The 22,309-nt window shown below is 57.2% G+C and carries 23 protein-coding genes and 2 pseudogenes; 5 read left to right on the top strand and 20 right to left on the bottom strand.

Translation table 11 applies throughout. The features are described from left to right. Positions 1 to 224: 224 nt before the first annotated feature. The 4 genes from SFA35_RS26145 (at position 225) to SFA35_RS26130 (ending at position 3,447) form a co-directional block, all read left to right on the top strand. On the top strand, positions 225 to 908 hold the full coding sequence (locus tag SFA35_RS26145) for a hypothetical protein (protein WP_320579648.1): 684 nt from the start codon (positions 225 to 227) through the stop codon (positions 906 to 908). A gap of 1 nt (position 909) precedes the next feature. Next, the gene (locus SFA35_RS26140) at positions 910 to 1,863 is read left to right on the top strand and encodes a tyrosine-type recombinase/integrase (RefSeq protein ID WP_320579646.1); all 954 of its coding nucleotides are present in this window, start codon (positions 910 to 912) and stop codon (positions 1,861 to 1,863) included. 19 nt (positions 1,864 to 1,882) lie between these two features. After that, positions 1,883 to 2,839 (top strand): hypothetical protein, encoded by a 957-nt coding sequence (locus SFA35_RS26135; protein ID WP_320579644.1) that lies wholly within the window; start codon positions 1,883 to 1,885, stop codon positions 2,837 to 2,839. Positions 2,840 to 2,973: 134 nt separating this feature from the next. Further along, positions 2,974 to 3,447 carry a hypothetical protein gene (locus tag SFA35_RS26130; RefSeq protein ID WP_320579642.1) on the top strand — a complete coding sequence of 158 codons (474 nt, stop codon included), beginning with the start codon at positions 2,974 to 2,976 and terminating at the stop codon, positions 3,445 to 3,447. A gap of 334 nt (positions 3,448 to 3,781) precedes the next feature. Here the strand turns inward: SFA35_RS26130 and SFA35_RS26125 are convergent, their stop codons facing one another. The 4 genes from SFA35_RS26125 to SFA35_RS26915 form a co-directional block, all read right to left on the bottom strand. Next, positions 3,782 to 4,117, bottom strand: a complete 336-nt coding sequence (locus SFA35_RS26125; RefSeq protein ID WP_320579640.1) for a hypothetical protein — start codon at positions 4,115 to 4,117, stop codon at positions 3,782 to 3,784. Between the two features lie 6 nt (positions 4,118 to 4,123). Next, positions 4,124 to 4,576 (bottom strand): glyoxalase superfamily protein, encoded by a 453-nt coding sequence (locus SFA35_RS26120; protein ID WP_320579637.1) that lies wholly within the window; start codon positions 4,574 to 4,576, stop codon positions 4,124 to 4,126. A 261-nt stretch (positions 4,577 to 4,837) separates the two neighbouring features. Continuing rightward, the gene (locus SFA35_RS26115) at positions 4,838 to 5,215 is read right to left on the bottom strand and encodes a hypothetical protein (RefSeq protein ID WP_320579635.1); all 378 of its coding nucleotides are present in this window, start codon (positions 5,213 to 5,215) and stop codon (positions 4,838 to 4,840) included. A 379-nt stretch (positions 5,216 to 5,594) separates the two neighbouring features. After that, a complete protein-coding gene (locus SFA35_RS26915) occupies positions 5,595 to 5,720 on the bottom strand; it encodes a hypothetical protein (protein WP_414058578.1) in 126 nt (41 codons plus the stop codon). Positions 5,721 to 5,831: 111 nt separating this feature from the next. On the opposite strand from SFA35_RS26915, the pseudogene SFA35_RS26910 reads away from it, so the two are divergent. Beyond that, positions 5,832 to 5,924, top strand: a pseudogene (locus SFA35_RS26910) (hypothetical protein); the annotation flags it as partial. 730 nt (positions 5,925 to 6,654) lie between these two features. Here SFA35_RS26910 and SFA35_RS26105 read toward each other — a convergent pair. From SFA35_RS26105 to SFA35_RS26030, 16 genes and pseudogenes are all read right to left on the bottom strand, one after another. Continuing rightward, entirely contained in the window at positions 6,655 to 6,909 is a 255-nt protein-coding gene (locus SFA35_RS26105) for a hypothetical protein (protein ID WP_320579734.1), read from the bottom strand. 56 nt (positions 6,910 to 6,965) lie between these two features. Continuing rightward, a complete protein-coding gene (locus SFA35_RS26100) occupies positions 6,966 to 7,622 on the bottom strand; it encodes a ParA family protein (protein WP_320579731.1) in 657 nt (218 codons plus the stop codon). 161 nt (positions 7,623 to 7,783) lie between these two features. Then, positions 7,784 to 8,479, bottom strand: coding sequence for an SOS response-associated peptidase family protein (locus SFA35_RS26095; RefSeq protein WP_320579729.1), 696 nt, complete (start codon positions 8,477 to 8,479; stop codon positions 7,784 to 7,786). An 84-nt stretch (positions 8,480 to 8,563) separates the two neighbouring features. Next, positions 8,564 to 9,844, bottom strand: a complete 1,281-nt coding sequence (umuC, locus tag SFA35_RS26090) for a translesion error-prone DNA polymerase V subunit UmuC (RefSeq protein ID WP_320579728.1) — start codon at positions 9,842 to 9,844, stop codon at positions 8,564 to 8,566. Further along, a complete protein-coding gene (locus SFA35_RS26085) occupies positions 9,831 to 10,262 on the bottom strand; it encodes a LexA family protein (protein ID WP_213881693.1) in 432 nt (143 codons plus the stop codon). The genes umuC and SFA35_RS26085 overlap by 14 nt, the downstream gene beginning before the upstream one ends. Before the next feature lie 56 nt (positions 10,263 to 10,318). Then, a pseudogene (locus tag SFA35_RS26080) lies at positions 10,319 to 10,566 on the bottom strand (DUF1654 domain-containing protein). A gap of 608 nt (positions 10,567 to 11,174) precedes the next feature. After that, positions 11,175 to 11,933, bottom strand: coding sequence for a hypothetical protein (locus SFA35_RS26075; RefSeq protein WP_320579738.1), 759 nt, complete (start codon positions 11,931 to 11,933; stop codon positions 11,175 to 11,177). A gap of 806 nt (positions 11,934 to 12,739) precedes the next feature. Then, positions 12,740 to 13,042, bottom strand: coding sequence for a hypothetical protein (locus tag SFA35_RS26070; RefSeq protein WP_320579725.1), 303 nt, complete (start codon positions 13,040 to 13,042; stop codon positions 12,740 to 12,742). 8 nt (positions 13,043 to 13,050) lie between these two features. After that, positions 13,051 to 13,767 carry a conjugal transfer protein TraP gene (gene traP, locus SFA35_RS26065; RefSeq protein WP_320579723.1) on the bottom strand — a complete coding sequence of 239 codons (717 nt, stop codon included), beginning with the start codon at positions 13,765 to 13,767 and terminating at the stop codon, positions 13,051 to 13,053. Then, positions 13,764 to 15,125, bottom strand: a complete 1,362-nt coding sequence (gene traO / locus SFA35_RS26060) for a conjugal transfer protein TraO (protein ID WP_320579721.1) — start codon at positions 15,123 to 15,125, stop codon at positions 13,764 to 13,766. Before traO ends, traP begins: the two co-directional genes overlap by 4 nt. A gap of 5 nt (positions 15,126 to 15,130) precedes the next feature. Next, entirely contained in the window at positions 15,131 to 16,183 is a 1,053-nt protein-coding gene (locus SFA35_RS26055) for a DotH/IcmK family type IV secretion protein (RefSeq protein ID WP_320579719.1), read from the bottom strand. Positions 16,184 to 16,226: 43 nt separating this feature from the next. Next, positions 16,227 to 16,958, bottom strand: a complete 732-nt coding sequence (locus SFA35_RS26050; RefSeq protein ID WP_320579718.1) for a DotI/IcmL/TraM family protein — start codon at positions 16,956 to 16,958, stop codon at positions 16,227 to 16,229. Continuing rightward, positions 16,955 to 17,308, bottom strand: a complete 354-nt coding sequence (locus tag SFA35_RS26045) for a conjugal transfer protein (protein WP_320579716.1) — start codon at positions 17,306 to 17,308, stop codon at positions 16,955 to 16,957. Before SFA35_RS26045 ends, SFA35_RS26050 begins: the two co-directional genes overlap by 4 nt. A 25-nt stretch (positions 17,309 to 17,333) precedes the next feature. Further along, positions 17,334 to 21,704 (bottom strand): LPD7 domain-containing protein, encoded by a 4,371-nt coding sequence (locus tag SFA35_RS26040; RefSeq protein ID WP_320579736.1) that lies wholly within the window; start codon positions 21,702 to 21,704, stop codon positions 17,334 to 17,336. A gap of 48 nt (positions 21,705 to 21,752) precedes the next feature. Further along, complete coding sequence (icmT, locus tag SFA35_RS26035; RefSeq protein WP_320579714.1) at positions 21,753 to 22,034, bottom strand: IcmT/TraK family protein; 282 nt, start codon at positions 22,032 to 22,034, stop codon at positions 21,753 to 21,755. Positions 22,035 to 22,043: 9 nt separating this feature from the next. Further along, positions 22,044 to 22,181: a hypothetical protein gene (locus tag SFA35_RS26030; RefSeq protein ID WP_320579711.1), complete on the bottom strand. Its 138-nt coding sequence runs from the start codon at positions 22,179 to 22,181 to the stop codon at positions 22,044 to 22,046. Between the last annotated feature and the right edge of the window lie 128 nt (positions 22,182 to 22,309).

Here is a 22,309-nt window from a genome sequence, read left to right as displayed (position 1 = left end):
TTGAGCGCCGTTTGATTGCAAGTCTCACAGACGGATACCAACTCGCTAAGGTTGGAATTGTCGGCTTTGAATGGATACCCATGAGCCAACTCCCAAGCGTTCCTTCAATGTCAGCGGCCCATCTGGCATCTCCGACTCCGTCGCTAGCTACGACGCATCAAGCATCGGTCGCTGCTTATCAGCGTAAGAAATACGTTATCACCACTTTTTGGCGAGGAGCTGTCATGGGCACGACCAAACCGTTTGAAGTCCGCGATAGCTGGGTCTTAGTCGATTCCATGGTGGACACCTATTGTGAAATCGCGGAGGAGGCATTCGGATCTTTTTTATTCGAGAAAGACAATCCGCTCCCAAGGCAAGAATGGCCCGGCGATTCGACAGCCTACGACGACCAGAAAACTAGAAAAAACGTCGCAGCCATAAAAACCATCGTCTTCTCCGCGATGGCCTTGGAAGCGGCCGCGTTCGAATTTGCCACCCTCCAGCTGGGAGAGCGTCTGGCAAAAGATTATCTGGATAAGCTGGATGTTGTGGGTAAATGGCTCGTCGTCCCACGCTTGGTCTGTGGTCGATCGCTGAATGCGGATGGCCCCGCTATCAATGGGCTGAAAGGCCTGGTCAAGGCACGTAACGCTTTGGTGCATCACAAATCCAAGGAATGGAACGGCAGCGACGCGCATCTAGATGAGATGGATGTCCAGAGAAAACAGCTCGAACAGCTCCAGGCTCCTAACGCATTCAAAACGCTGATCCTGCTTTCGTTGGAGTTGAATGCGGTGCTGGAGACCGATGGGCCGCTCCCACCTTTTGAAGATTCTTGGATACACGCCACTCCCCGTAATTCGCTGGTGGCGCAAGTGGTGCATCGGTGTCGCGAGATTCATCGAAATAACTGGCGAGAGGTTTGACGTGACAGGACTTATCACCCAGCAGGAACGCCGGTTAACCGCTGCGGAATTTCAGCACCTAGCAGCCGTGCCGGCGGCGGTCGAGTGGTTTGCCAACATCGACAACCCGCGCACTCGGCGAGCGTACCAAGGCGACCTGGAGGACTTCTGCGGGTTTGTCGGGCTCACCGGCACCGATGAGTTCCGCGCGGTCACCCGCGCGCACGTGCTTGCCTGGCGCGCGCAATTGGAAACTCGAGGCCTGGCCGGGGCCACGATCCGGCGCAAATTGGCGGCGTTGGCCAGCCTGTTCGATCATCTGCTTGAGCTCAACGCCGTCGCTGGCGGCAACCCGGTGCACGGTGTGAAGCGACCCAGGATCGAAACCAACGAAGGTAAGACGCCGGCTCTCGGTGATCACCAGGCCAAGGCGCTGCTCGATGCGCCTGACCTGTTGACGCTCAAGGGCCTGCGCGATCGGGCCATTCTGGCCGTGCTGCTGTACCACGGGCTGCGGCGCGAGGAAGCCGCGTTGCTGATGGTGGGGAACATCCTGGAACGTCGCGGCATAAAGCACCTGCAGATCCACGGCAAGGGCGGGAAACTTCGTTATCTGCCCCTCCACCCCATTGCGGCCGAACGCATCTATGCGTATCTGGAGTGCTCAGGGCATCACCTGCTTGAACCAAAAGCGCCCCTATTCGTACCGCTACGCGGTATCCATACAGGTACCGGAGTGACCGCCAATGGTATCTATAAAATGGTCGGCAGCTATGCGAAGGTCGCCGGCATCGATGTGGCCGGCCTGGGCGTGCATGGGCTTCGAGCCACAGCAGCCACCAATGCTCTGGACCACGAAGCCGATATCGCCAAGGTTCAGGCATGGCTCGGACATGCCAACATCAGCACAACACGTATCTACGATCGGCGGCAGAATAGGCCGGAGGATTCGCCGACCTATAAAATCAAGTATTGACGTGAGAGAGATAGATCAAATGGACAAAAAATTCACTTGGCCAAGCTATCCGGAAAACCTCACCGATTTCGAGGCACTCATGACCGCCGTAGATGCTGAATTGTCTTTAACTGATTTAAAGCCTCATCAGCGCCCCTACCATGTCGGGCGCAAACTCTGGGAAGCATTTGGCTGGGGAGGCAGTTTTCTACCGCCAGACTCTTTGGCTGACGAGCCTGGGTACAAAGGGGATGTGCTCATGGCTAAAGCCTATCGCTGGTATGAAGATACCCTAGGTCCGCGCCTCAAAACCTCGATGGAAATGGGTCAGGTCCCTGTGATGCTTGCCAGAACCGTCTGGTGCCTACGAATAGCCGAATTCTTTGGCACTGTGAATTTCTTTCTAGATCGGAATCTTGGTAACACAGGTGAGGATGGACTTCCTGGGATACGGGTACCTAGCGTAAACGTGCTCACCCTGGTGGACCAGCTACCCCAAGGGTTTGTGGACCGGATAACTGATGCAGAGCTGGTCGACCTATTCAATTTCTACATATTCGCCATGAGGTCGATCGAGTGGCGAAATAATTTGCCTAGAACCCCTCTGTTCCAAATGGCTCGAGGAGATTTTGATAGCTCATGCCAGGCAATCTTCACTAACAGCTATGGGCAAGCGAGGTGGGCTGTCCAGCAGGCGGTTGAGAAAACACTGAAAGGCCTTTTAACGATTGGAGGAACAGATGCTAAAGAAGTACGCAAGATAGGACATGATTTGGCGGTGCTAGCGAAGAATCTGCATGAAAAGCATGGAATTGAAATACCTCTCCACATCGTGGCGTCATCCCACTGCTCCACTGATGTCCGCTACACCCTTCCCTCTACGCTGGCGGAAGCAGTAGCGGCAAATCACGCTGCACTCTCTGTATTTGAAGCAATTATGGCAAGCGACGGATTGGCCCTTCTGATGCAGGAAGGACATCGAGCAGGCCGCTTTTGAGCTTTCTTGCACTGCCATTAACAGTGTAGACCTGAACAGCTTAGGAGCTCAGGGCCAACGTCGATTGACGTGCACCATTACGTGTCGCAATGCTTTTATAATATTTCTCTACCCTTTACATCACCAGGTACCGCATGAATGGAATTCTGAAGCTAGGGCAAAATCAACTAGCTACACATCCCGATGGCGGCACTGTTTTTGGCGTAATTCCTGCTATTGACCGCTTTAACTCGGCGGAAGCAGTCATCTACTTAAAGGGTGGCTTTCACCGCCAGGCACCAAATCGCCCAGCAGCGGGGTACGGAATCCAACACATCTGGGAGGGGAAGAAAAAGGAGCTGCGGAAGCGAGGGTGCCACAAGGCAGACGACATTCCCCAATTCATTGCGAACTTGATTGTGCTAGGAGCCGAGATCTATCACGATCCGAACCATGACAGAGCGAGCATGAAGCGCATCACGATTTTACGAACCTCAGAAGGCACGCTGGTCCTGGAACCCGTCGAAGGCGATCGCACCTTGAAATTTCATTACTCGATTGTCACATGGACAAGTACGTCAAAAGCTAGAGGAATCCAGGTAGGAGTCATTGAAAAAAAGCAGGAATAAAAAAAGCGGCCCAGAGGCCGCTTTGTTTTGATTCATGAGGCATAGTCGCAGCAATTCTTTAGCTTCGAGACTCGTTTCCGTGTCTCTTGGGTCAGAATTCAACCGAGTCAAGTAGCCATACGAAGGTGGCCTATCGATTGTCCCTACGTCGGTGAGCACCAGTTTCACCGCTGCCGAAAGTCCAAGGGGCCAATACTGGAAAGCCAAGCTTGGAAATGCGCGTTTGCAGTCCTCATCTACAAGGATATACAAGGTGACACCGGTGTCAACCGGTTTTTCCTACGTCACGACCTACGTCACGACCTATGGCACCGACTGACACAGTTCTCAGGGATCAGCTGAGGGGAAGAGACGCCCAAAAATTGATTTCGACGTACACAGCACCGGGTGTTACGAATTTAATGGGCCACTCCTCTCCTCTGGGAGGGTTAGGTGCGCACAGCGCGCAGTAGGTAGCACCAACGTCCCTCCAAATCGGAACGTGTAGAACACCATCAGCGACGTATTCAGCATGTTCGACTTCAGCGTACTCTCGCTCATAAAGTGCCACAGACTGCTGCTTCAAGTACTGGATGGCATCCCCAAGGCTCTTGTATTTCGCCGAAAATGTTGCTGATGATTCAACAAGCGCCTGGGCCGTCTCCTCGATATTCAAAAACTTGAACAGCATCTATTTCTATTTTTCCTCCCTGGTAGCCACAAACCCTGGCGCCAAAATCATACGATTCAGTGGCTTGTCTTTTCTCCACTCCATTCCCGCCCCCTCTACCCATTCCTCCAACATGGCAGCAGTAATCTGCTTGGGCCCTCGCATGACGTGCATGAGCTCAGCAGCGCATTGATGGTAGCCGCGTCTGTACGTGCCTTCGATTTGCACATCGGCCGGCCCAATGTCTGCACTAGGTCGCATCACCCCATTCAAAAATTCTTTGAGTGATATTGCGGGCTGACGCTCTTGAACGGGCTCTGCAGGTGGGCCAGCTATGGCTGAAGCAGTGTTCCAGTCTCGATGTCCATGCATGACAGCAACCGCTTCGAGAACCTGGCTGTGGGTCAGGGGAATGTTGCTTTCTGACAGGTGGGCGCGCAGACGCTTGGCCTGCGATTTGAGCGTTTCAATCGTGGTCATGATGTGTTCTCAAGATACCGGCTCGCAACGCGTGTCGTCCCTCCATTGCGACCTGCCGGTGAGAATCACCATTAGGGGGTAAACCTCGCTTTCACCATGCCAATACGGCGGAGGGGGCGGGCAGCAAGTGGCCCTCCTCCGACATTACTTCGGTTACTATTGATTATCAAGTCTTATGACACTTTAGGTATGTGACGCGAAAGCCTCGCTTATCGGTTTGATCTGCAGTCCTAGACTGCTACTCAGCGTCACTTTACCTATCTAGATCCAAACGCCGATCAGTTGCAGAAATGTGCCCGCAATGATCAGCCATAACGCCGTGCGGACGTCAAAGAAAAAGAGATTCCGTACCTTAGTCGCTATAGGTCGGTCAGGGTTATCTATAGCCTGTCGTGCAACGTGCGATGGAGCCCATCCTGGATACCGGTCCAAATCTGAGTATTCGGCAAACATGCGCTGGAAGAAATTGCTAACCTCAAGCTGCAAAACCCCAGCCAAAGCCAACAAAATACCTCCTGAAATCACGAGCTTGCCGCTCATGGCGGGCGATCCTGTAACGGACCAAATTCCCAAACCCAGGCTTACTACCGATGAACCTAAGCAACAAATAAATCCGATTTTCGTCAGACGTTTGATCATGGTTTTCCTATATCCCAGGCGACAGCACAGCAAAGCGCTTAGCCATGCAGGTCTGCCCATGGTAGTCACAGCGCGCTGTCTGTCCAGTTAAGTCAAAAGAGTTGAGCAGCAGACTCCAGCGGCTGAGCAGATCTTACTTGCGGAACCGGCAAACGGAAGGGCTTCCGTAGTTTCAGGCTCATAGCAATCTTTTCCCTTACAAATCGAAGGCCGACACGATGAGGGCATCAACTTCGCAATAGTCCTCAAATGTCAGCGCCTTACCGGCGTACAAACCTTGCAGGAACCCCCGCAGGCGAGGCACGTCGGAATGGCTATTCGCGGCGTCTTCTAAGTAAGCCTCGAGCGTTTCGAGAGCGAGCGGCTGATCTTTGAGGCATCAGGATACCTGGGCGAAAACTGCCCGCAACGCCGCAGCTTCAGCGGCACGCTTGGCATGGGGCTTGACCAGTAACGTAAGCAAATCCTCATACAATTTGCCACGCTCGATGTTCACCTGCTGCATGGCAGCCTGCTGCTCTGGTGTCTTAGGCTCTGACACGCGCTCGCTCGTATCAGTGACGCTGGCCAACACATCTAGCGCGGAACCTACAGCAGCAATGCGCGGGAGCAACGATTGGAAAGCGGCAAGCCCCGAGCCGGCGAGACCGTGGTGGTGGCCGCCGCCAGTGGGCCGGTAGGCTCGCTGGTCGGGCAGCTGGCACGTGTCGATAACCACAGCCATTTGCTTTGCCCTCTTGGGTGTTGTCCGACTGGATCGTGCCGAAATTGGCCCGTTTCTACGTCCTCGGCCCCATCGAGGGACGGGGCTTGGGTGAACGGGCGACGGGATGTTAGATTTTTCTCGGATCTGTACTATCAAATCCCGTCTTAATGACGGGCAGACGGGGCCGCCTAGTCGCCTAAAAAACCCGCTTGAGAAGCCATACACCACAGATCAGCGCTGCAGATATCACCAAGATAGCTATCAAGCCATGACCACGCATGAGCGCGCCGACGCTGTGGCTTGTAGCGCTTCGCACAATTGAGTTGGACACTTGATCAATAATGGATTCGTGTCCGTGTTCAAGCATCCGCATTGTGTCTACCCTTAACTGGATTCAAGTTTGACGCTTGCGCGACAATTTTTTAGGCTCCTGGATAGTCTTCTTCAGCTCGGCCACATGGTCACGGCCTACATCTACGCGATATCCAAGGCCACGCCCGCATACCAAACCTCACTGCCCTGGATACGCACAGCATGAGCGCGCAGCCATCGATAGCGGTCTGCATCACGACGTAGTGCTTCGGTTTCAGTCACGATCACAGGAGGCTGAGAATCGTACATAGGAAATATCTCAACATGCGTTATTTGACGCAATGACTCTTTAACGCATTGACTTTTTAACGCTGACATACGGCATGCGCAAACCAGGAGCTTTCCGAAAATTGCGATATGGCTACTGTCCGGCCCCTGCCCTGTTCATCAACTCTTCCAGGGCTTGCATGGTAATTTTCTTAACGCTTGTCCGATGATCCAAGGCGAATTGGTCTACGCGCCTTTTGAATTCGTCTGGGACACGCAGATTCATAGGCACTTCTTTTTTCGCTTCTGGCTTCTCGGTGTTATTGCCCACAACCGTTGATGGGATGTCGCTGGTCGGTGGTGTGCCTTTGCCGGATAGCCGTGCAGGCGGTTTGGGGATGGCGGCCATTGTAGACACTCCTTTTGCGTCATAACGTTAATGCGTCATTTCGTTAAATAACGCTTTCACGCATTTTGCGGCAGCGAGGCTAATCGGTCAACGATTGATTGGACCAAGCGATCTGCCTGGTCACGTAGCCCCTTATGCGTCACTTCCGTAACAGAGAAACCAGCATCATGAGCGCGTCGGTATAGAACTTTCTCGTAAAGAGTACCAGCGAGCAAATGATAGGGCGTTGCCGATAGATAGGAGCGCGCTTCGACAATTTCCTTATCGCTATCGCCGCCGCGAACCAATGCCAACGCGATACGATCTGGCGAAATTCCATGCTTATCAACCAGCCTGTTAGCCAAACGTACGGTCGGTGTTAAGTCATCCAAGCTGAGTCCGGTTGGGAGGATCATCAGGTCAACTGATTTACCCATATCGACGGTACCTGCGGTCGCTTGGGGGCCACCATCGAATATGAGCAGATCGACGTCATCCGAGCTTGATGCCTTCAGCGCTTGGCTAAAAGTGCCAAACGTTTCGACGCGGATCATCGGTTCAATACCAGCCTTGATACGGCGAAGGTTCCAGTCATGGCAAGTAGACTGGTCGATATCAAGGTCACAGATCTTTACCGCCCACCCTGCAGACGCATAAGTCGTTGCAAGAGCCCTGGCAATTGCGCTCTTGTAAACGCCGCCTTTTTGCGAAGCCGTACCGATTCGAAGTGCCATATCATCCCCAGATCCTGACGCATAATGCGTCATTGCGTTAATGCTTCATTGCGTCATTTAGTCATTTAGTCATTGCGTTAATTGACGCCACGAAGGATAACGCTGATCCACACTCTGCACAAGACAATTTAACGCAATGACGCAATGACGCAATGACGCAATCAATCTAGAGACTTGACAAGGTATTCACCTTTGTTACGCACGTTTCCTACGTCCTTGGAAACCGGAAACCACTCAAAATCCTCCACGGGCTGGCTGTAATCTCGGGCAATCTCCTTCGCTCGATCTTTGCCTAGCCCTGGCGAAATCCACTCACGCGCAAGCTCGGGAGACAGCACAACAGGCCTCCTATCATGGATATCGAGCATCCCGGAATCCGAGTTGCTGGTGATGATCAGAAAGCCCGGTGGCTCGTCCTCTGATGCACCCGGTTTGGCCTGGGCCAAGCCAGCAAAGAACATGGGCTTACGGGTTTTCAGCCGAATGAAAAACGGCTGTTTCTTCTTTTCGTCCAAGTCGTCACGGACCCATTCGTACCAGCCATCTGCGGGTATCAGCGCTCGGTGCTCTGGAAAGAGCGTTTTGTAGAACCGGCCCTTGGCAATCGTCTCAATACGCGCATTGATCGGCTGTACCACCCTGGGCTTAGGCCATGAGACTTCGCGCTTCCAGCCCCAATGAATCGGACTGATGTGCAGGCCATCGGGCTCTACGTGGATCACTTGGACGTCGGTGCTTGGGGCCACGTTGAATCGCTTGATCGGCGTCTTGTCCACTTTCGCGAACAGGTCACCCTGCGGGTCGAGCTCCTGGACGTATTCCTCCATGGACCGGGACATCACGAATCGACCACACATACAAACCTCGCTTATCGAGTTGGCTCACTGTGTATATGACCTGCGCCAGGGTCTGTAGGTCGGTCGCATATCCCGGCTACCTGGTTAGTTGGCCTTCACGGTCCACAACTGGTCGAGCCTGGTTGTGTAACTCTGGCTCATGAGCTCGCGGCGCATGGCCCAGTCAGGATTCGCCGGCACGCTCGCTGCGCGCAGGGTGCCGCGTCCCCAACGACCGTTAATTTCGTCCAGGACGCCCATCAGCTTGTTGGTGGCCACCGGCTGCAACGTGGCAAACAAATCGTCGGTGAACTCACCAGGTTGCCGCAAATCCATCAGCAGCACCTCGGCCTTGCTGTAGCGAAAGCCAGGCCTGAACAGATGGTCGATGGCCTGGACGGCGGCCTTGGTGATCAGTCGGACGTCATTGGTGGGGTAGGGCAGCTCGACCAGGATGCCATTGGCGTACTTGGCTTCGTCGGGATTGAACATGCCTGTGCGCACGCTCACGCGGATTTTCTTGCAGAGTGAATTCTGTGCCCGCAGCTTTTCGGCGGCGCGCTGGACGTAGGTGGCCACCGCCTCCTTGATCGGCTCGATCTCGGTCAGCCGTTTGCCAAACATCCGGCTACAGCAGATTTCCTGCTTCGGCGGGTCGGGGTCGTCCAGTTCCAGGCACGGTGTGCCGGCGAGCTCGCGCGCCGTTTTCTCCAACACCACGCTGAATTTCATGCGCAGCGTGCGCGCATCGGCCTTGGCCAGGTCCATGGCGGTCTGAATGCCCATGGCCTGCAAGTGCGCCTTGAGCTTGCGGCCTACACCCCACACCTCTTCAACAGCTGTGTTGCGCAGCACCCAATCGCGTTTGAAAGGATCGCAGATATCGACCACCCCCCCGGTCTGCTGCTGAAGGCGCTTGGCCGTGTGGTTGGCCAGCTTGGCCAGGGTCTTGGTTTTGGCGATGCCCACACCGACCGGGATACCGGTGCATTGCAGTATGCGAGCGCGCAGCGTGCGCCCGAGCGCATCGAGGCTGCCCGGTACGCCGGTCAGCAGCGCGAAGGCTTCGTCAATGGAGTAGATCTCCAGTGCCGGCACCATGGACTCGATCACCGACATCACGCGCTCGGAAATTTGCCCGTACAGCGCGTAATTGCTGCTGAAGGCGACGATGCCTTCCTTGCGCAGCATGTCCTTGATCTGGAAGTAGGGCGCACCCATTTTGACGAAGGGCTTGGCGTCATAGCTGCGGGCAATCACGCACCCATCGTTGTTGGAAAGGACAACGATCGGTGTCTTGGCCAGGTCGGGCCGGAACACACGCTCGCAGCTTGCGTAGAAGGAATTACAGTCGATCAGCGCAAAGACAGGCTCATGCGTAGGCATGATCGCGCACGCTGTAGCGAACCACTCCCCAGATGGCCAGCTCGTCACCTTCCAGGATGTAACGCGGCGGGTAGCCTTTGTTTTCCGACATCAGAATGACTTTGCCGCCGCTCTTGTGCAGCCGCTTGCACAGCGGCTCGGTGTTGAGCGCCGCAATCACGATGTCGCCATGCTGAGCCTCACGGCCCCGATCCACGATCACCAGGTCGCCGGAATAGATGCCGGCGCCCATCATGCTGTCGCCCTCGATCTTCACCAGGTACACATGCGGGGCTCGAATCTCGAACAGCTCGTCCAGAGAAATATGTTTTTCCAGGTGGTCAGCTGCCGGCGAAGGGAAACCTGCGGGTACCAGGTGGGAGTAAAGCGGGAGGGGCACGCCTTGTTCCTGCAAGGGGCCTATGATCGAGTACGACATGGGTGTCACCATCAACGTGTTGAAAAAAGCCCGAATACGGGCAAAAGGGTTCGTGTTCAGTCTTCTTGGGGTACGGTCCAGAACACCTGGACGTGGCCATCGTCGCGATGGGCGAGCGTGACGTTATCGGTGTCGCCCAGCTCTTCCATGATCCGGTTCCAATCGTCTGCACGATCATCGGCCAGGCGCTCCAGAGCGCGGATTTGGTCCGCTGCGCGGCGGGACTGTTGATGGCGCGCTGCAGACGCATCCCCAGCAGTTCATAGGAATCCGGTTGACGCGGTGGCGCCGCTTTCTTTGCCATTTCCATTGCCTTGATACTGTATCTATAGACAGTACTTTAGCGGATCGCTCCTTGCCGTGACACGTCTTTTGATCGATCACCGCTGGAAGGTCCAAAACGCATGCCTTCACCGAAGGCACAAGGCGTAGGTTCAGGAGCTACTGAATATCCTGAGCCCGCGCGCACACGCGCCCGGTTGAGCCCCTTGGGGCGATTTATCCGGGTCTTAGCGCCCGTAGGGTGGCCGCAGGCCAGGGCAGGGCGGCTTTATCGCCCTGGGCCGCTTAGACGGGCTCTAGCTCTATCGTAAGCTCGCCGCTGCCACGCCGTGCCGTAGGCACGAAATGCGTGGGCATTAATGCTGTATGAGGTGGTTTCACCTCGTAAAGCCCTGTTTTTACCCGAAGGGGGGAAACTGGAAGGGGTATAAAATTTCATTTAATTACAAGCTGTTCCGGGCCTCGCCGGCGCAGCGTCAAAACAAGGGTGTTTTAGGGTCAGAAACAGGCGATTTTGCAGGCAAGACGACCGCTGTAGAGCCGCCTCGGCCTGCGTTGAAAACCTCACTAAATCGCAGGCGTGACAAGGCCTCCGCGTGAGCGGATACAAAAAACAGGCAAGATCGAGTGTTACTTGGCTTTGTTGGCCAGCGAAGAAGCCAGGCGCCCGAGCGCACTCATGACGTCATTGCCAGCCCTTGCTCGGGACTGCGGCGAACGTTCTGCAGGAGACTCCAGCGGTCCCTCCTGGGACGATTCACGCGCCTCCTTGGCCTGCCAGCGCTGCCTGGCGATCTCGCGGCGCTTGAGCTCCATCGAATGCTGCTCCATTTCAGCCAGGCGCGCCTGGCCCATGTCGCGCAACTGCGCATCGCGGCGCTTCTTGGCTGACTTCTGCACGCGCTCATAGACGTAGGCCAGACCTAGGTCCTTCCAGAACAACTTGGTGAAGCGCACCAGGACACGCGTTCGCACCAGGTGCAGACCGTTGTCGTCCTTTTCGTCCAGGCGCACCCGTTCGATCCGGCGATACACGTAGCCGGCATCATCGAGCGTCTTCATCAGACGGCACAGCGCCGGCGCCGAGATGCCGGCGTCTTCCGCGATACCGCATTGGGTGTTGAGCACGTAACGGCCATTGGCGGGGTCGATGTAGCCCAGTACGCCCGTGGCCAGGTCGAGGCGAAGCAGAACCTGCTCGGCCACGCGCTCGATGGCGACGAATTTCTCCAGGCGAGTACGGCGATCACCATGGACGCCATCGAGCCGGCGCAGGAACTGCCCGCGATAGCTGACGATATTGCCCAGACGGTCAAAAGCGGTACGGATTAGGGGGTTTTTGAGCTGTTGTTCTGAGAGGCGACGGGGGGCTGCATGGCGGGCGGGCATTTGCCGGCTGGCTCGGCGCAAAGCGGAGTGAGGATCGGAAGGGGAGAGCCTCACGGCTTTTAGGCGGGTCATGCTTCACCGCCTGGACCTGATAGGCCATACAGAGCGATGAGCCGTGTCGGATTCGGTTGTTGCAGGGGAGGCAGGACATAGGCGCCAAAACGGCGCATAACCTGCGAGGGAAGCTTTTCCATAAGTCCACCATTAGGCGGTGAGCTGATGACTGTCACTTTTTTCAGCTTGCACAAAGCCGAAGTGAACGCCATAATCAGCTCACGTTTCTGTGTGTTGAACAGGTGTTCCTTGACTAAAAGGCCTGTTCAAGATTTTCCAAAAAGCCCCGGCGCCAACCGGGGCTTTTTGGTTTCTGCGATTTGGTTAAGCCACGTTGAGTGTCCCTACCAGTGTTTTCACTTCTGAGAACCCGACACGCTGTGCATCAGCGTGTACAGAATCAAGACTTCTGTAAATTTTCTGCCTATCCGACCGTGCGATGGTCATGTACGCCTGTGAACCGTCTATATGATCAACTACGAGTACCCAAGATCCCTGCTCCATAGGAGCAGGCGCGACGGTGGCTGACTTCAGAGCACCATCTAGGTAGAGCTTGCGCATAGCTGAGAGGTCCACGACCATCACTCCCCCGAATTACTTTGGTAATAACAGGGCAAGACTAACCGCTCGTGCATGATTTGGCAATTCATGCGCTCAAGGTAATCCAAATTGAGTCCGAAATAGCTCTGGATAAGCAGATTCATCCATTTCATGCCGACCAAACGTGACCTAGTGCAGGGCAGCCACTGCGTTCAAAGAGACTCCTCATCGCGGTAGCCAGGGTGGTAGTCAGCACTAAGGGACATAGCAGGTTTAGGACTTGAACTGGGTTTACTCACCGGCTTTGAACCACAGAGCAGCAATACGGCAATGACCTTGCCACCACTTTCAGAGTGGCCAGGCGCTTTGCGTGCCTGACTGGCATGAGTGGCCAGGTAGGCAAACGCACCGGTGACCGCAAACAAGCTGCCCAGCGTGAAAGCCAGGTGAACGAAGGATGTCAGCAGGTTGTTGGACAGATTGACCAGCATTTGAATCGCGTCAGTACCGGCCATGATTTACCTCATTTGATTGTGCCCGCGCTGGTCAGCACTTCCCGGGCTGGAGCATTGATGCCAGTAACGGTCACCTGGCCCAGGTGATCGCCCGTACTCACGGCCCAAGTCTGGTCTTGCCAGTACACCCAAGCCATTCCAGTCTGAATGGCCTGTACGTGCATGCCAGTCAGAGGCGATCGCACTTTGGCGGCAGGTTTACCGGCCCGTTGGTTGCTGGCCAGCGCACCCGGTCGCCCTTCCAGGAACGTGATGCGAGCCGATAGCAGGCTGTTTTGCGCCTGGGCCTCGGCCAACTGTTGCTGCAGGGTCTGCTGCGCCGCGCCTTGGGCTTTTACTGTCTCGGACAAGCGCTGGATGGCTGTTCGGTTGACCTCGGCGTACGTGCGCACCCCACCGACCATGGCTGCCACCTCGTTTTTGAACTGGCCTAGATCTGACGCAGGTACTGCTTCGTTTCGGACCGCAATCGGCCCGGCAGCGGGTGCCGGCTGTTGCTGCTCAAAGTCGTCTTGGAAGGCGAGACGATTGACCGGTGTCGTCTTGGCTGGAGCAAACAGGTACCAGCCTGCCAGACCCAAAATCAGGACAATGCCGATAAGCCAAGGCAGTGACAGGCCCATCAGGTAAGGGCGCTGCCACCACGGCGCTGTCGAGACGCGAAGGGTGGAAGGCCTTGGCTCGGCCGACAGCTTGGGCTCTACCGCTGGATTGAATTCACTCATTGTTGACTCTCCTGCAGCCTGCGCTGCGCCTGGATACGCGTCTGGGTCTGCGCACGCCATTGGTCAGGCGTTACCGGTTGAACGGGTGCTTGGCCCTGCGATTGCCCCGACGTCACCCCTTGCGCGGGAGCCGCGGACTGCACCGCTTCACCGCTACGACCAGGAGCGATCGCATCGCCGGCATAAACGCCGCGCATGAACTGAATCGCTACTACCTGTTTCGGGAACACCTTGACCTGGGTCGCGGGGGTGCGAGCGGCATCCTCGGTCAGCACTTTGGATGCCTGTCCCGCTGCGCCGCCCAAAATGGACCCGGCTACTGCGCTTGGGTCAGGCATACCTGGGCGCACGGTTTGGGTAGAAAAGCCATTGGTGAGCACCTGCGTATTGGCCTGCGAGTACATTTCGCTGATGTTGCCAATGCCGCCCAGTACCGCCGGCAGCACAATGCGCGACATGTAGCGGTGGTTCACGTCCGAGGCCACGTTGGCCAACAGGGTGTCGTCCTGCAGGGCATAGGCGTCGACCTTGTAGTTCACACCCTTGAAAGCCATTTCGGTGAAGTGGATAACCACCCCATCGCCAGCCAATCGAGCCCCTTCAGGCGCTTTTAGCACCGCGCCGGCATACGCACCGGATAGCTTGCCCAGCACCGGCGTGGTGCTGTTATCCGAGTCGATACCCACATCAATAATCCCAGGCCCGCGCCAGTAGGGCGGTACCACCTCAACCGGGGAGTAGGGTTCGGCGCCGTTTTTCATCGACGCCGTTTGAGCCTTGGCCCCACCTGGTAGCGTTTCGCTCCACTGGTCGTAGCCTCCAGCGGAGCCCGTGGTACCGCCTGGTCCGCTGGCTCCCCCGCCTAGGACCTGGGCAACGACCAGGCCAGTGCTCGGCTGTTCGGGCGTCACGTCTGGGTTGATGCGATTGAGCAGCTTCGTCAATGCATCCTGACGCGGGTCTTTCTTGCCAGATTCTTTCTCCGAATCTGCCGGCCGACTGTTGCTGCGCCTCGCCGTAGGCGCAACCTGAGGAACAGGCTTGGCCACGGATGCAGGCTGCATCACGGTCGTTTGCTCCATGGGCATGCTGGCAATAAAGCTGCTGTTTTCGCTTTTGGCGGTGCTGGCCCCTTCCTGGTTGTATTGCTTGAGCAGGTCGCGATAGGCCTGGCTTTCCGGGGACTGACTTTGCGCAGCCCCGGCGACCCGCACAATGTCGACCTTCGATTGCGCCGGCGCAGGCTTGGCCAGCCATCCCCACAGAAAGTAGCCCCCGCCTATTACTGCCACCAGTACGCCACCGACCAGCCCTACGGTGAGTCGTATGTCGCGTTTGGCATCGTTTTCATTGGCCATGATGGTTACTCCAAGGCGACGTTGAGGGCCGCTGTGTGGCCCATGACCGAGAACGACACATAAGGCGTCACCGGGAGTTTCCAGAGGTGCGTGCCGTCTGCAGACGACAGGGTGGATTCGAACTCGTCACGGATATCAGCACGGGTGCGGATATAGAGGTCATCCCCCATCTGCCACACGGTGGTGTCGGGCACCGCGCCGGTGGTTTTGAGCTGCTTGGCTTCCTTGGGCGGTATACCGTCCAGAAAGGCCTGCAGCACGCCGTCATGCAAACCGATCCGTGCCTCTGGAGCCGCCCCGGGCTGTGCACCTGGGCCACGCCGAGGGATGCGCATGTCCAGGCGACTGTCCACGGTCCAGGTCGTGGCTTGCGAATCCGATTCCCCACTGCTGACGTTGAGCACGATCGGTACCGCCAGCCCTTCCATGTAAACGGTGACGTTGCCACTGGCATACGGCTTTTTGGCCTCCAGCACGAGAATCGGGCTGTTGGGCACGTAATACGCCGTAATGTCCGAGTTGCCGCTGATCGGCGCGGCTCCAAGCTTCCAAGGTGCGCCGGTGCTATCCATAAACGTCAACGAGCTGGGGTAATTCACTGCCGTACGAATCAGCGGCAAGCTAGCCCCAGGCGACAGATTCACGGTCTGCGCGCTGATCCTGGGCACGATGGTGACCTGTGGGGCAATCATGGCCTTGTTGATTTCTCCAGCCTGGCCGCGTAACAGGCGAATCTCTTGGGGTGTCAGCGGAGAAATGCTGTCCTGGGCCTGCTGGAACAGATCGGACTGCGGCGGCGGGAGGGGATCATTACCTGATTGGGTCGAGGCAGAACCTGCTGCCCCCTGTGCCGGCGTGCTCGATCGCTGTGCTGCTGGGTTGGGGGTCGTACCCACCCCTGTAGCCCAGCCAGTAGGCGCCGCGCTGTTATTAGATGCTGATGCAGCGGGAGCCGATGCTGACGGTTGAGCCGGCGCCGCTGACGGACTGACAGCATCATCCGCCCAGGCGTAGCCGCCTGCTGCTAGCCATAAGGCCAGCGCAATTGAGGTTTTCATGGGTTTTTCCTGTGTAGCGGCGCCGAGATAAAGCTAAGGAGCCTTAGTTGGCATTGGTGGTAATGACCTGGGTGACTTCCAGCCCGGCGTTTTTCACGCGTACATCCGTCTGTTGGATGCGCTGCGTGAAGATGAAGCGCTGAGGCGGGCTGCTGGACTGCTGTCCGTCCAGTTTCAAGGTCACGGGATACTGGAACTCCCACGCATATTTATCTCCAAGCTTCCCGCGACTGCGAATGACCCCAGGACCCACATCGACTGAGAGGTTCATGCGTTGATCTTTGACTGCCTTGAGCACGTTCGAGGTGGCCAGCGCTTTGTAGTAGTCCTCGAAACCGACCTCCGAATAGCGCTCGCCCAGCTGGGTCATTTGATCGCGGTAGTGGACGAAGTCCAGGGTGAAGCTTTCCCGGATAGTGTCGGCTCCGAAGGCCGATACATCGCTTTGGCTGTGCCCGGGCTTATCGGTGGGAATGACCTTGGTCACTCGGCCACCTTCGGTCGCGAAGTACTTCACGTCAGGATGAGCAACCACCCAACCTAAATAGCCGTTCACACACACCGATAGCACCAATGCCGGGGCCGTCCAGAGCAGCGCGGTGAGGCACCGATGGGCAAACGCAGCGCCCAAAGCCCGGTCGCGCTGCAGCTGCAAGGCGTGCTCGAAAGCGTGTTGCTCTTCTTTGGTGGGCAGGTTTGCATCTACGACGCGGCCGTCCAAAGGCGCGTCCAGGGATGATTCGACCTGCAATACCTTTTCTGATGGCTGGATCACAATGAACCCCCTATCGACTGCCAAGGATCGATAGTGCTGGGAATATAGCTATTCACCTTACCGATCGCCGCTTGGCAAATTTGGTCGGCCACCTTATTCATCAGATCTTGCAGGCTCGGAAACGAGGGCAAGCTGATATTGGTGGTTCTGATACGGGCCAAGCAGTTCTCAAGCTCGTCGGAAACGCTGCGCTCGCGCTCGGCCCACGCATCCGACGCCTTCTTAGCCTGCTCATACCCTGTTTGGCTGCCGACGCTGGCCGCCTGGCCAGACCGGCACACTGCTGCGCTCCCTACAACGGGCAGGCAGCACACAGCCATCAGCAGTGCACCGCACATGCTTTTCATCATGATGAGTTCCTTTGCTGTTTGTGTTTTACGCCGGACGTGGGTCGTTCGGCTGTACTGACGGTGCCGCTGTAGGTGCTGACTTTGGGAGGACGTTGTCCTCCTTCCAGCGTTGGTCAAAGCCCAGCCGGGCATGCAACGCGGGAGGTACGCTTGCAGGGGCATCGAGCTTGCCGATGCGCACTGCGTTGTCACCGTCGAGTTTGAAAGCAATGTTCTCGCGTGCGACGGGCTCGCCACCCGACCGGTTTATGCCGTTGCCCGTGCCGATGGGCGACATACCTTCCGGGGTGATGGCGTTGAACACCATCGGCGGGGCGTCATCGCGACCGGGCAGGCTCACAAGCACATGTTGAAACTGATTACCTTGCCGCGCTACACCCTGCAGATATGGCCCGTCACCCCGCACCAGGTACATGTCCAGGTGCCCTTCCTTGGTCCAACTGCTGATAACGGGTTCCCCTGCCGTGTTCTTGGGATCTATCGGCGGCCGTGGGGCCGACAACTCATCCCCGGCTTTGGCGCTGCCCTCTCCGTTGGGTGTCAGCCAGTACAGGCCATCACGCGGAGGGGTTGGCATGACAACGTCGACTCCCAGGTGAGCAATCAATGCCTGCTGCACGACGGCAAAGCGTCCCGCGTCATAGGCGGTCAGCTTTACGCCTTCGTCCTGGCCGGTACGTACCATGGGGCTGCCTGATACCGTCAGCGCCCATTGGTTTCGGTGTGCCTCCTTGTCATCAAAGCCCAACGTCACACCCTGCTTATCTTTACGCGGAACCTTGACGGTCACCGGCTCTTTGCCCAGCCACTGCAGGGTGACCATCTTGCCGGGCTGCACGCGCGTATCGCGTAGTAGTCCTGCCAGCTCTTTGCCCCAAAAGGTCTGCACCCCCGTCTTGGTACGCAGCTTTATATAGGTGCTTTCCGCGTTGCTCACTTCAAAACGAAACGGGGCTTGCCCGCTGGCCAGTACCTTGCCTTGAACTCCATCTTTAGCTGCCTGAAAAGGCTGATGAATGGCCGGCGATATTTTTTGATTCGCCGGCGATTCGACGCTTGTAGGCTCGATCGATCGATTGGGTGCCTGTGTCAACTGATCAATATTGATGGCTTCTAACGGTTGCCCAGACGGCTTAGGCGCACCATGAGGCAGATCTGGTGCCTCTAGTGGCTGATAAGCCGATAACGGCGCTGTAAACGTCGCCTGACTAGCCGGCTCAGGCGCTGCCCGCTGCGATTGCTGTGTCGCAGGAACGCTTTCCATAGGGGCCGGTACTCGGCTGTCGTAGGCCGGAGGCGCTACACCCACAACCGCATCCGGTATAACCGGCGGCGCATTGAGCGCGTTACGCGCATCATCCAGTTGCGCTTGCTGTACCGGGTTTTTCATCTCCACATTGATCTGGTGATGGGCGATCAACTCGATGGCTTTGGCCTTGAATTCATCGCTGCCGGTGAGCTCGATGCGACCACGGTAGTACTGGGCTGCAGTCAACAGGGCTGCGATTACCTTTTCATCGCTTTGACTAGCACCGGAGGCCATTTCCAGGCGGTTGCCGTGGTCGACGAAAGCAGCTTCGCCATCGAGCTTGTAAAGCACGGCGGTATCGCCTTGCTTTTCCCAGGACAGCCGGGCTAACAGGGCATCCTTGTCGATGTTGCTGGCCTGCGGCACTTCTTCGGTGCCTCTTGGCCGTGGAGCGCCAAGAACAATGCCGTCGACAGCCGCCTCTGCCGGTTGCTCACCAGCCATGGCTGGCTGCTTAGGCTTTGGCACGTCTTGATCATTCGGTGCTGCAGGTGCTTCTGGCTCGGCAGTCTTTGAAGGTGCTACGTTCAGTTGCTGCAGGGCCGCTGCTGGCAAAAACTGCCCAGTGGTATTGGCCGCTTCCGATTGTTCTGCGAGGCGCGCGTTTGACTGCACGGCAGACGGTTGTGCCAGTGGCTCAGTGACCATTGCTGGGCTGGCTACTGGTTCGGCCTGTACAGGCGCTTGCGATGCTTGGATAACAGGTGCGGCCTCGACGACCAACGCCGCTTGCTGCACTACTGCGGGCTGCTCGGGCAACCCGGAGCCAGCCACCGGTCCGGCCTGCACAGCCGCTTGCGATGCCTGAATAACAGGTGCTGCCTCGGCTACCGGCGCCGGTTGCTGCACTGCTGCGGGTCCTTGCTCGGCCAATACAGGGCTGGCCACCGGATCTGTACGCACGTCAGCAGGTGCCGCTGGAAGCTCTACGTTGCTCAGTTCTAAAGCCGGGCGCGGCTCATCCGTTGGTGTGTTCAAAGGCACTGATGACACTGCCAATTCGATTGCCTGGGCATACACCGGCGCCGCTTTGGAGTTGTCAGCGATGACCTCGGACGCGTATTCGCGAAGCGAGCTCGCCTGAATTTGGCCGAGGTCTTGAGTATCCATCTTGGCCCACACGCGGACATCATCCGGCGTAACAGCTGGTTCTACACCTGGCTTGACCGATGGGGCAGTGGTATCAACATAAGCTTCTGCGCGGGCATCAATCGCCCCGGTCGCACGCAGTTCAACTGGATCAAATTGCTGGGAGTGGAACGCCGAATGATCACTGACGCTTTGATGCAGGGCCGAGTTGGCGAGCTGGACGACAATTCCGGGTTTTTCCTTGGCGACTTCCACAATGTAGTCGGCCCGCTCCTGCACCCTGGATTCAACCTCAAGCGGATCGATCGGCGCCGACCTGGCCAAAGGTGCGAGACCTTCCGAACTCAATCGTGCCGCTGCCTGTTCGGTGATCCACACGTCACGATTTTTGGCCAAATCGCCTACTGCTGACGGGTTGCCCTTGCCAACATCGATCGACCATTCACCCACGTTTTGTAGCAACGATCGGTGTTTATCAAGTGAACCCGTGTCGGCATAGCCCCGGTATTCAGCGTTATCCAACTCCTTGAGTGCGCGGTTGATGTTGGTGATTTGTTCTTGTTTATCACCGGCGCCCAAAATGCCGGCCGTTGCAGCCAGGCGCTGACCAAACGATTTGTCTTTGCTTTCCTCAAGCACTTGTTGCTTGAGGCTGCTCTTTTCGGCCAACAGACCGCTGCGCAGCTTCTCCTGGACCTGCGCGCCGATGTTGGCTTGCTGGGAAAGAAACTCAACCTGCAGGTTTTCCCATTGTTTCTCCAGCACCCGACGAAGGGCCGGGGTTAGCTCAACTTGAGCTGCTGCACTTGGCTTTTGATCTTCTGGCATGGTTTTCACCCTTAAATCATCAATCACGATGGGCAACACCTGCTCGCGCAGAGCATCAAGGCCCCGTGACAGGTGAAGGTCGTTGAAGTCGGTCAGGCCTTGGGCTTTCTCGGCGACATTGAACGCGGGATACAGCACATGACCGCCCACGGCTTCAGCCGCCGCAGTGGCCATCAGCAGCCCCTTGTTCTCGTCTTTGGCGTGGTCAAAGTCAGCGAGAAATACGTGCCGGCTCTGTGGAAACTGTTCGTGCAGTACCTTGGCGACGGCAACCATGTTGCCGGCGTCGATCGTCATGACCACCGGGTGGCCGGTACCTAGGTTCAAGCTGCGCGCCGTGGCATAACCCTCGGCGTACAGCACAGGTTGGCCTGGCTCCAGGGCGCCGCCGACGACCAGGAAATGCCCCTGCTTGGGAGCGTCCTTGAACAGGAATTTTTCCCCCTCCGGGGGGATGTACTGCAACGTCTTGAACGCACCCGAGGCATTAAAAAACGGCACCACCAGGGCGCCGTTTCGAGTTTCGCGAAGTTCGGGCGTCGGGGTGATTCCCTTACGCACCAGGTACGGGTGCGCAGGATCAGCGGCAGGTAAGCGGTCGTACAGTCTCAAGGCCGCTTGTGTCTGTGCGGCATAGGTGGCGGCTCGATCGCGTGCTGTATCTTCCTGGGCCTGCTTGGCGCCGGCACGGATATGCAGGCGAGTAATCGGATCTGACTCACCTCCGGTTGCAGACCAGTTGGTAACGTCCTTCGCCGTCTCTGCCCGGTGATAGTTGATGAACCACCCACCAGGGCGACGATCGAGAAAACCCCTATAGACGCCGCTTTGCTTGCCCTTCTTGTCCTCGACCGTCGACACTCGGTGCCGCTGGCCGTCCATGATGGGCATCCCCTGGATGACCAGGCCGGCCTGAGTGAGAACGTCGCGAAATTCAGACTCCGCATCCCCTCCCCCAGCGCGGCGACTTGGGTCCGGTAGCCATTCGCGGATGCGGTCCAGGTCGCAACCAGGCCGGGCGTACCAGAGGTTCGCCTCTTTATCCCAGGCAATGGCCGACTTGCCGTTCTCCAGAAGCCCTGCAGCGTTTCGAACATCCTCGCGTGCGTCAGGGTGTACAGCCAGCCAGACCGGGTGATCAGCCACCCGAGGCGTTTTAGGCGTATTCATGAAAGGCACCTCCTTAATTGGGCGGCTTCAACCTGGCGAAAGTCATTTTTACTCACCCTCGGTGAATCGCCGATACCACCAGGGACGGCCCGAGAGGCGCTTCCCGCGCATCAGGTAAGCCACCCGCACCACCAGGACCTTGAGGGTCCAGCCGAAGAACGAAAGCAGCCGAAAGCCGCCGATGATGGCGGTGATGACATAGATCGTGTTCAGCGACGGAAAGCGAAACCAGCCCAGGTACAACAGGAACAGCGGGGCCGGAATGCCATACACATTGAGAAGGCGAGAGGCGTTGCGCCAGTAGCCCGGTTGTAGTTGCTGGTCAGACATGGGTAACTCCTACAGTTTGTGTTCCCCCTTGTTGGCCGGCGCCAGGTCCGGAAACTCGACCAGCAGGCCCTTGTTTCCCATAGCAATGTGCTTGGCCACCGCCAGGGCGATGTGCTCACGCACAACCCCGGTGGAAACGAAATACATGGCCCAGGCTTGATCCGGCGAGCAGTGGCCAATCTGTTCTTCGATATCCCGATAGGCTTGGCAACCGTCAGGATCTGCACAGCTTTGCTGATGCTCATGACACATGGTTTCTCTCCACGGGGCAGTGC

It is taken from the genome of Pseudomonas sp. HR96, from assembly GCF_034059295.1.
Taxonomy (GTDB): domain Bacteria; phylum Pseudomonadota; class Gammaproteobacteria; order Pseudomonadales; family Pseudomonadaceae; genus Aquipseudomonas.
This window is presented reverse-complemented; position numbering and strand designations above follow the sequence as displayed.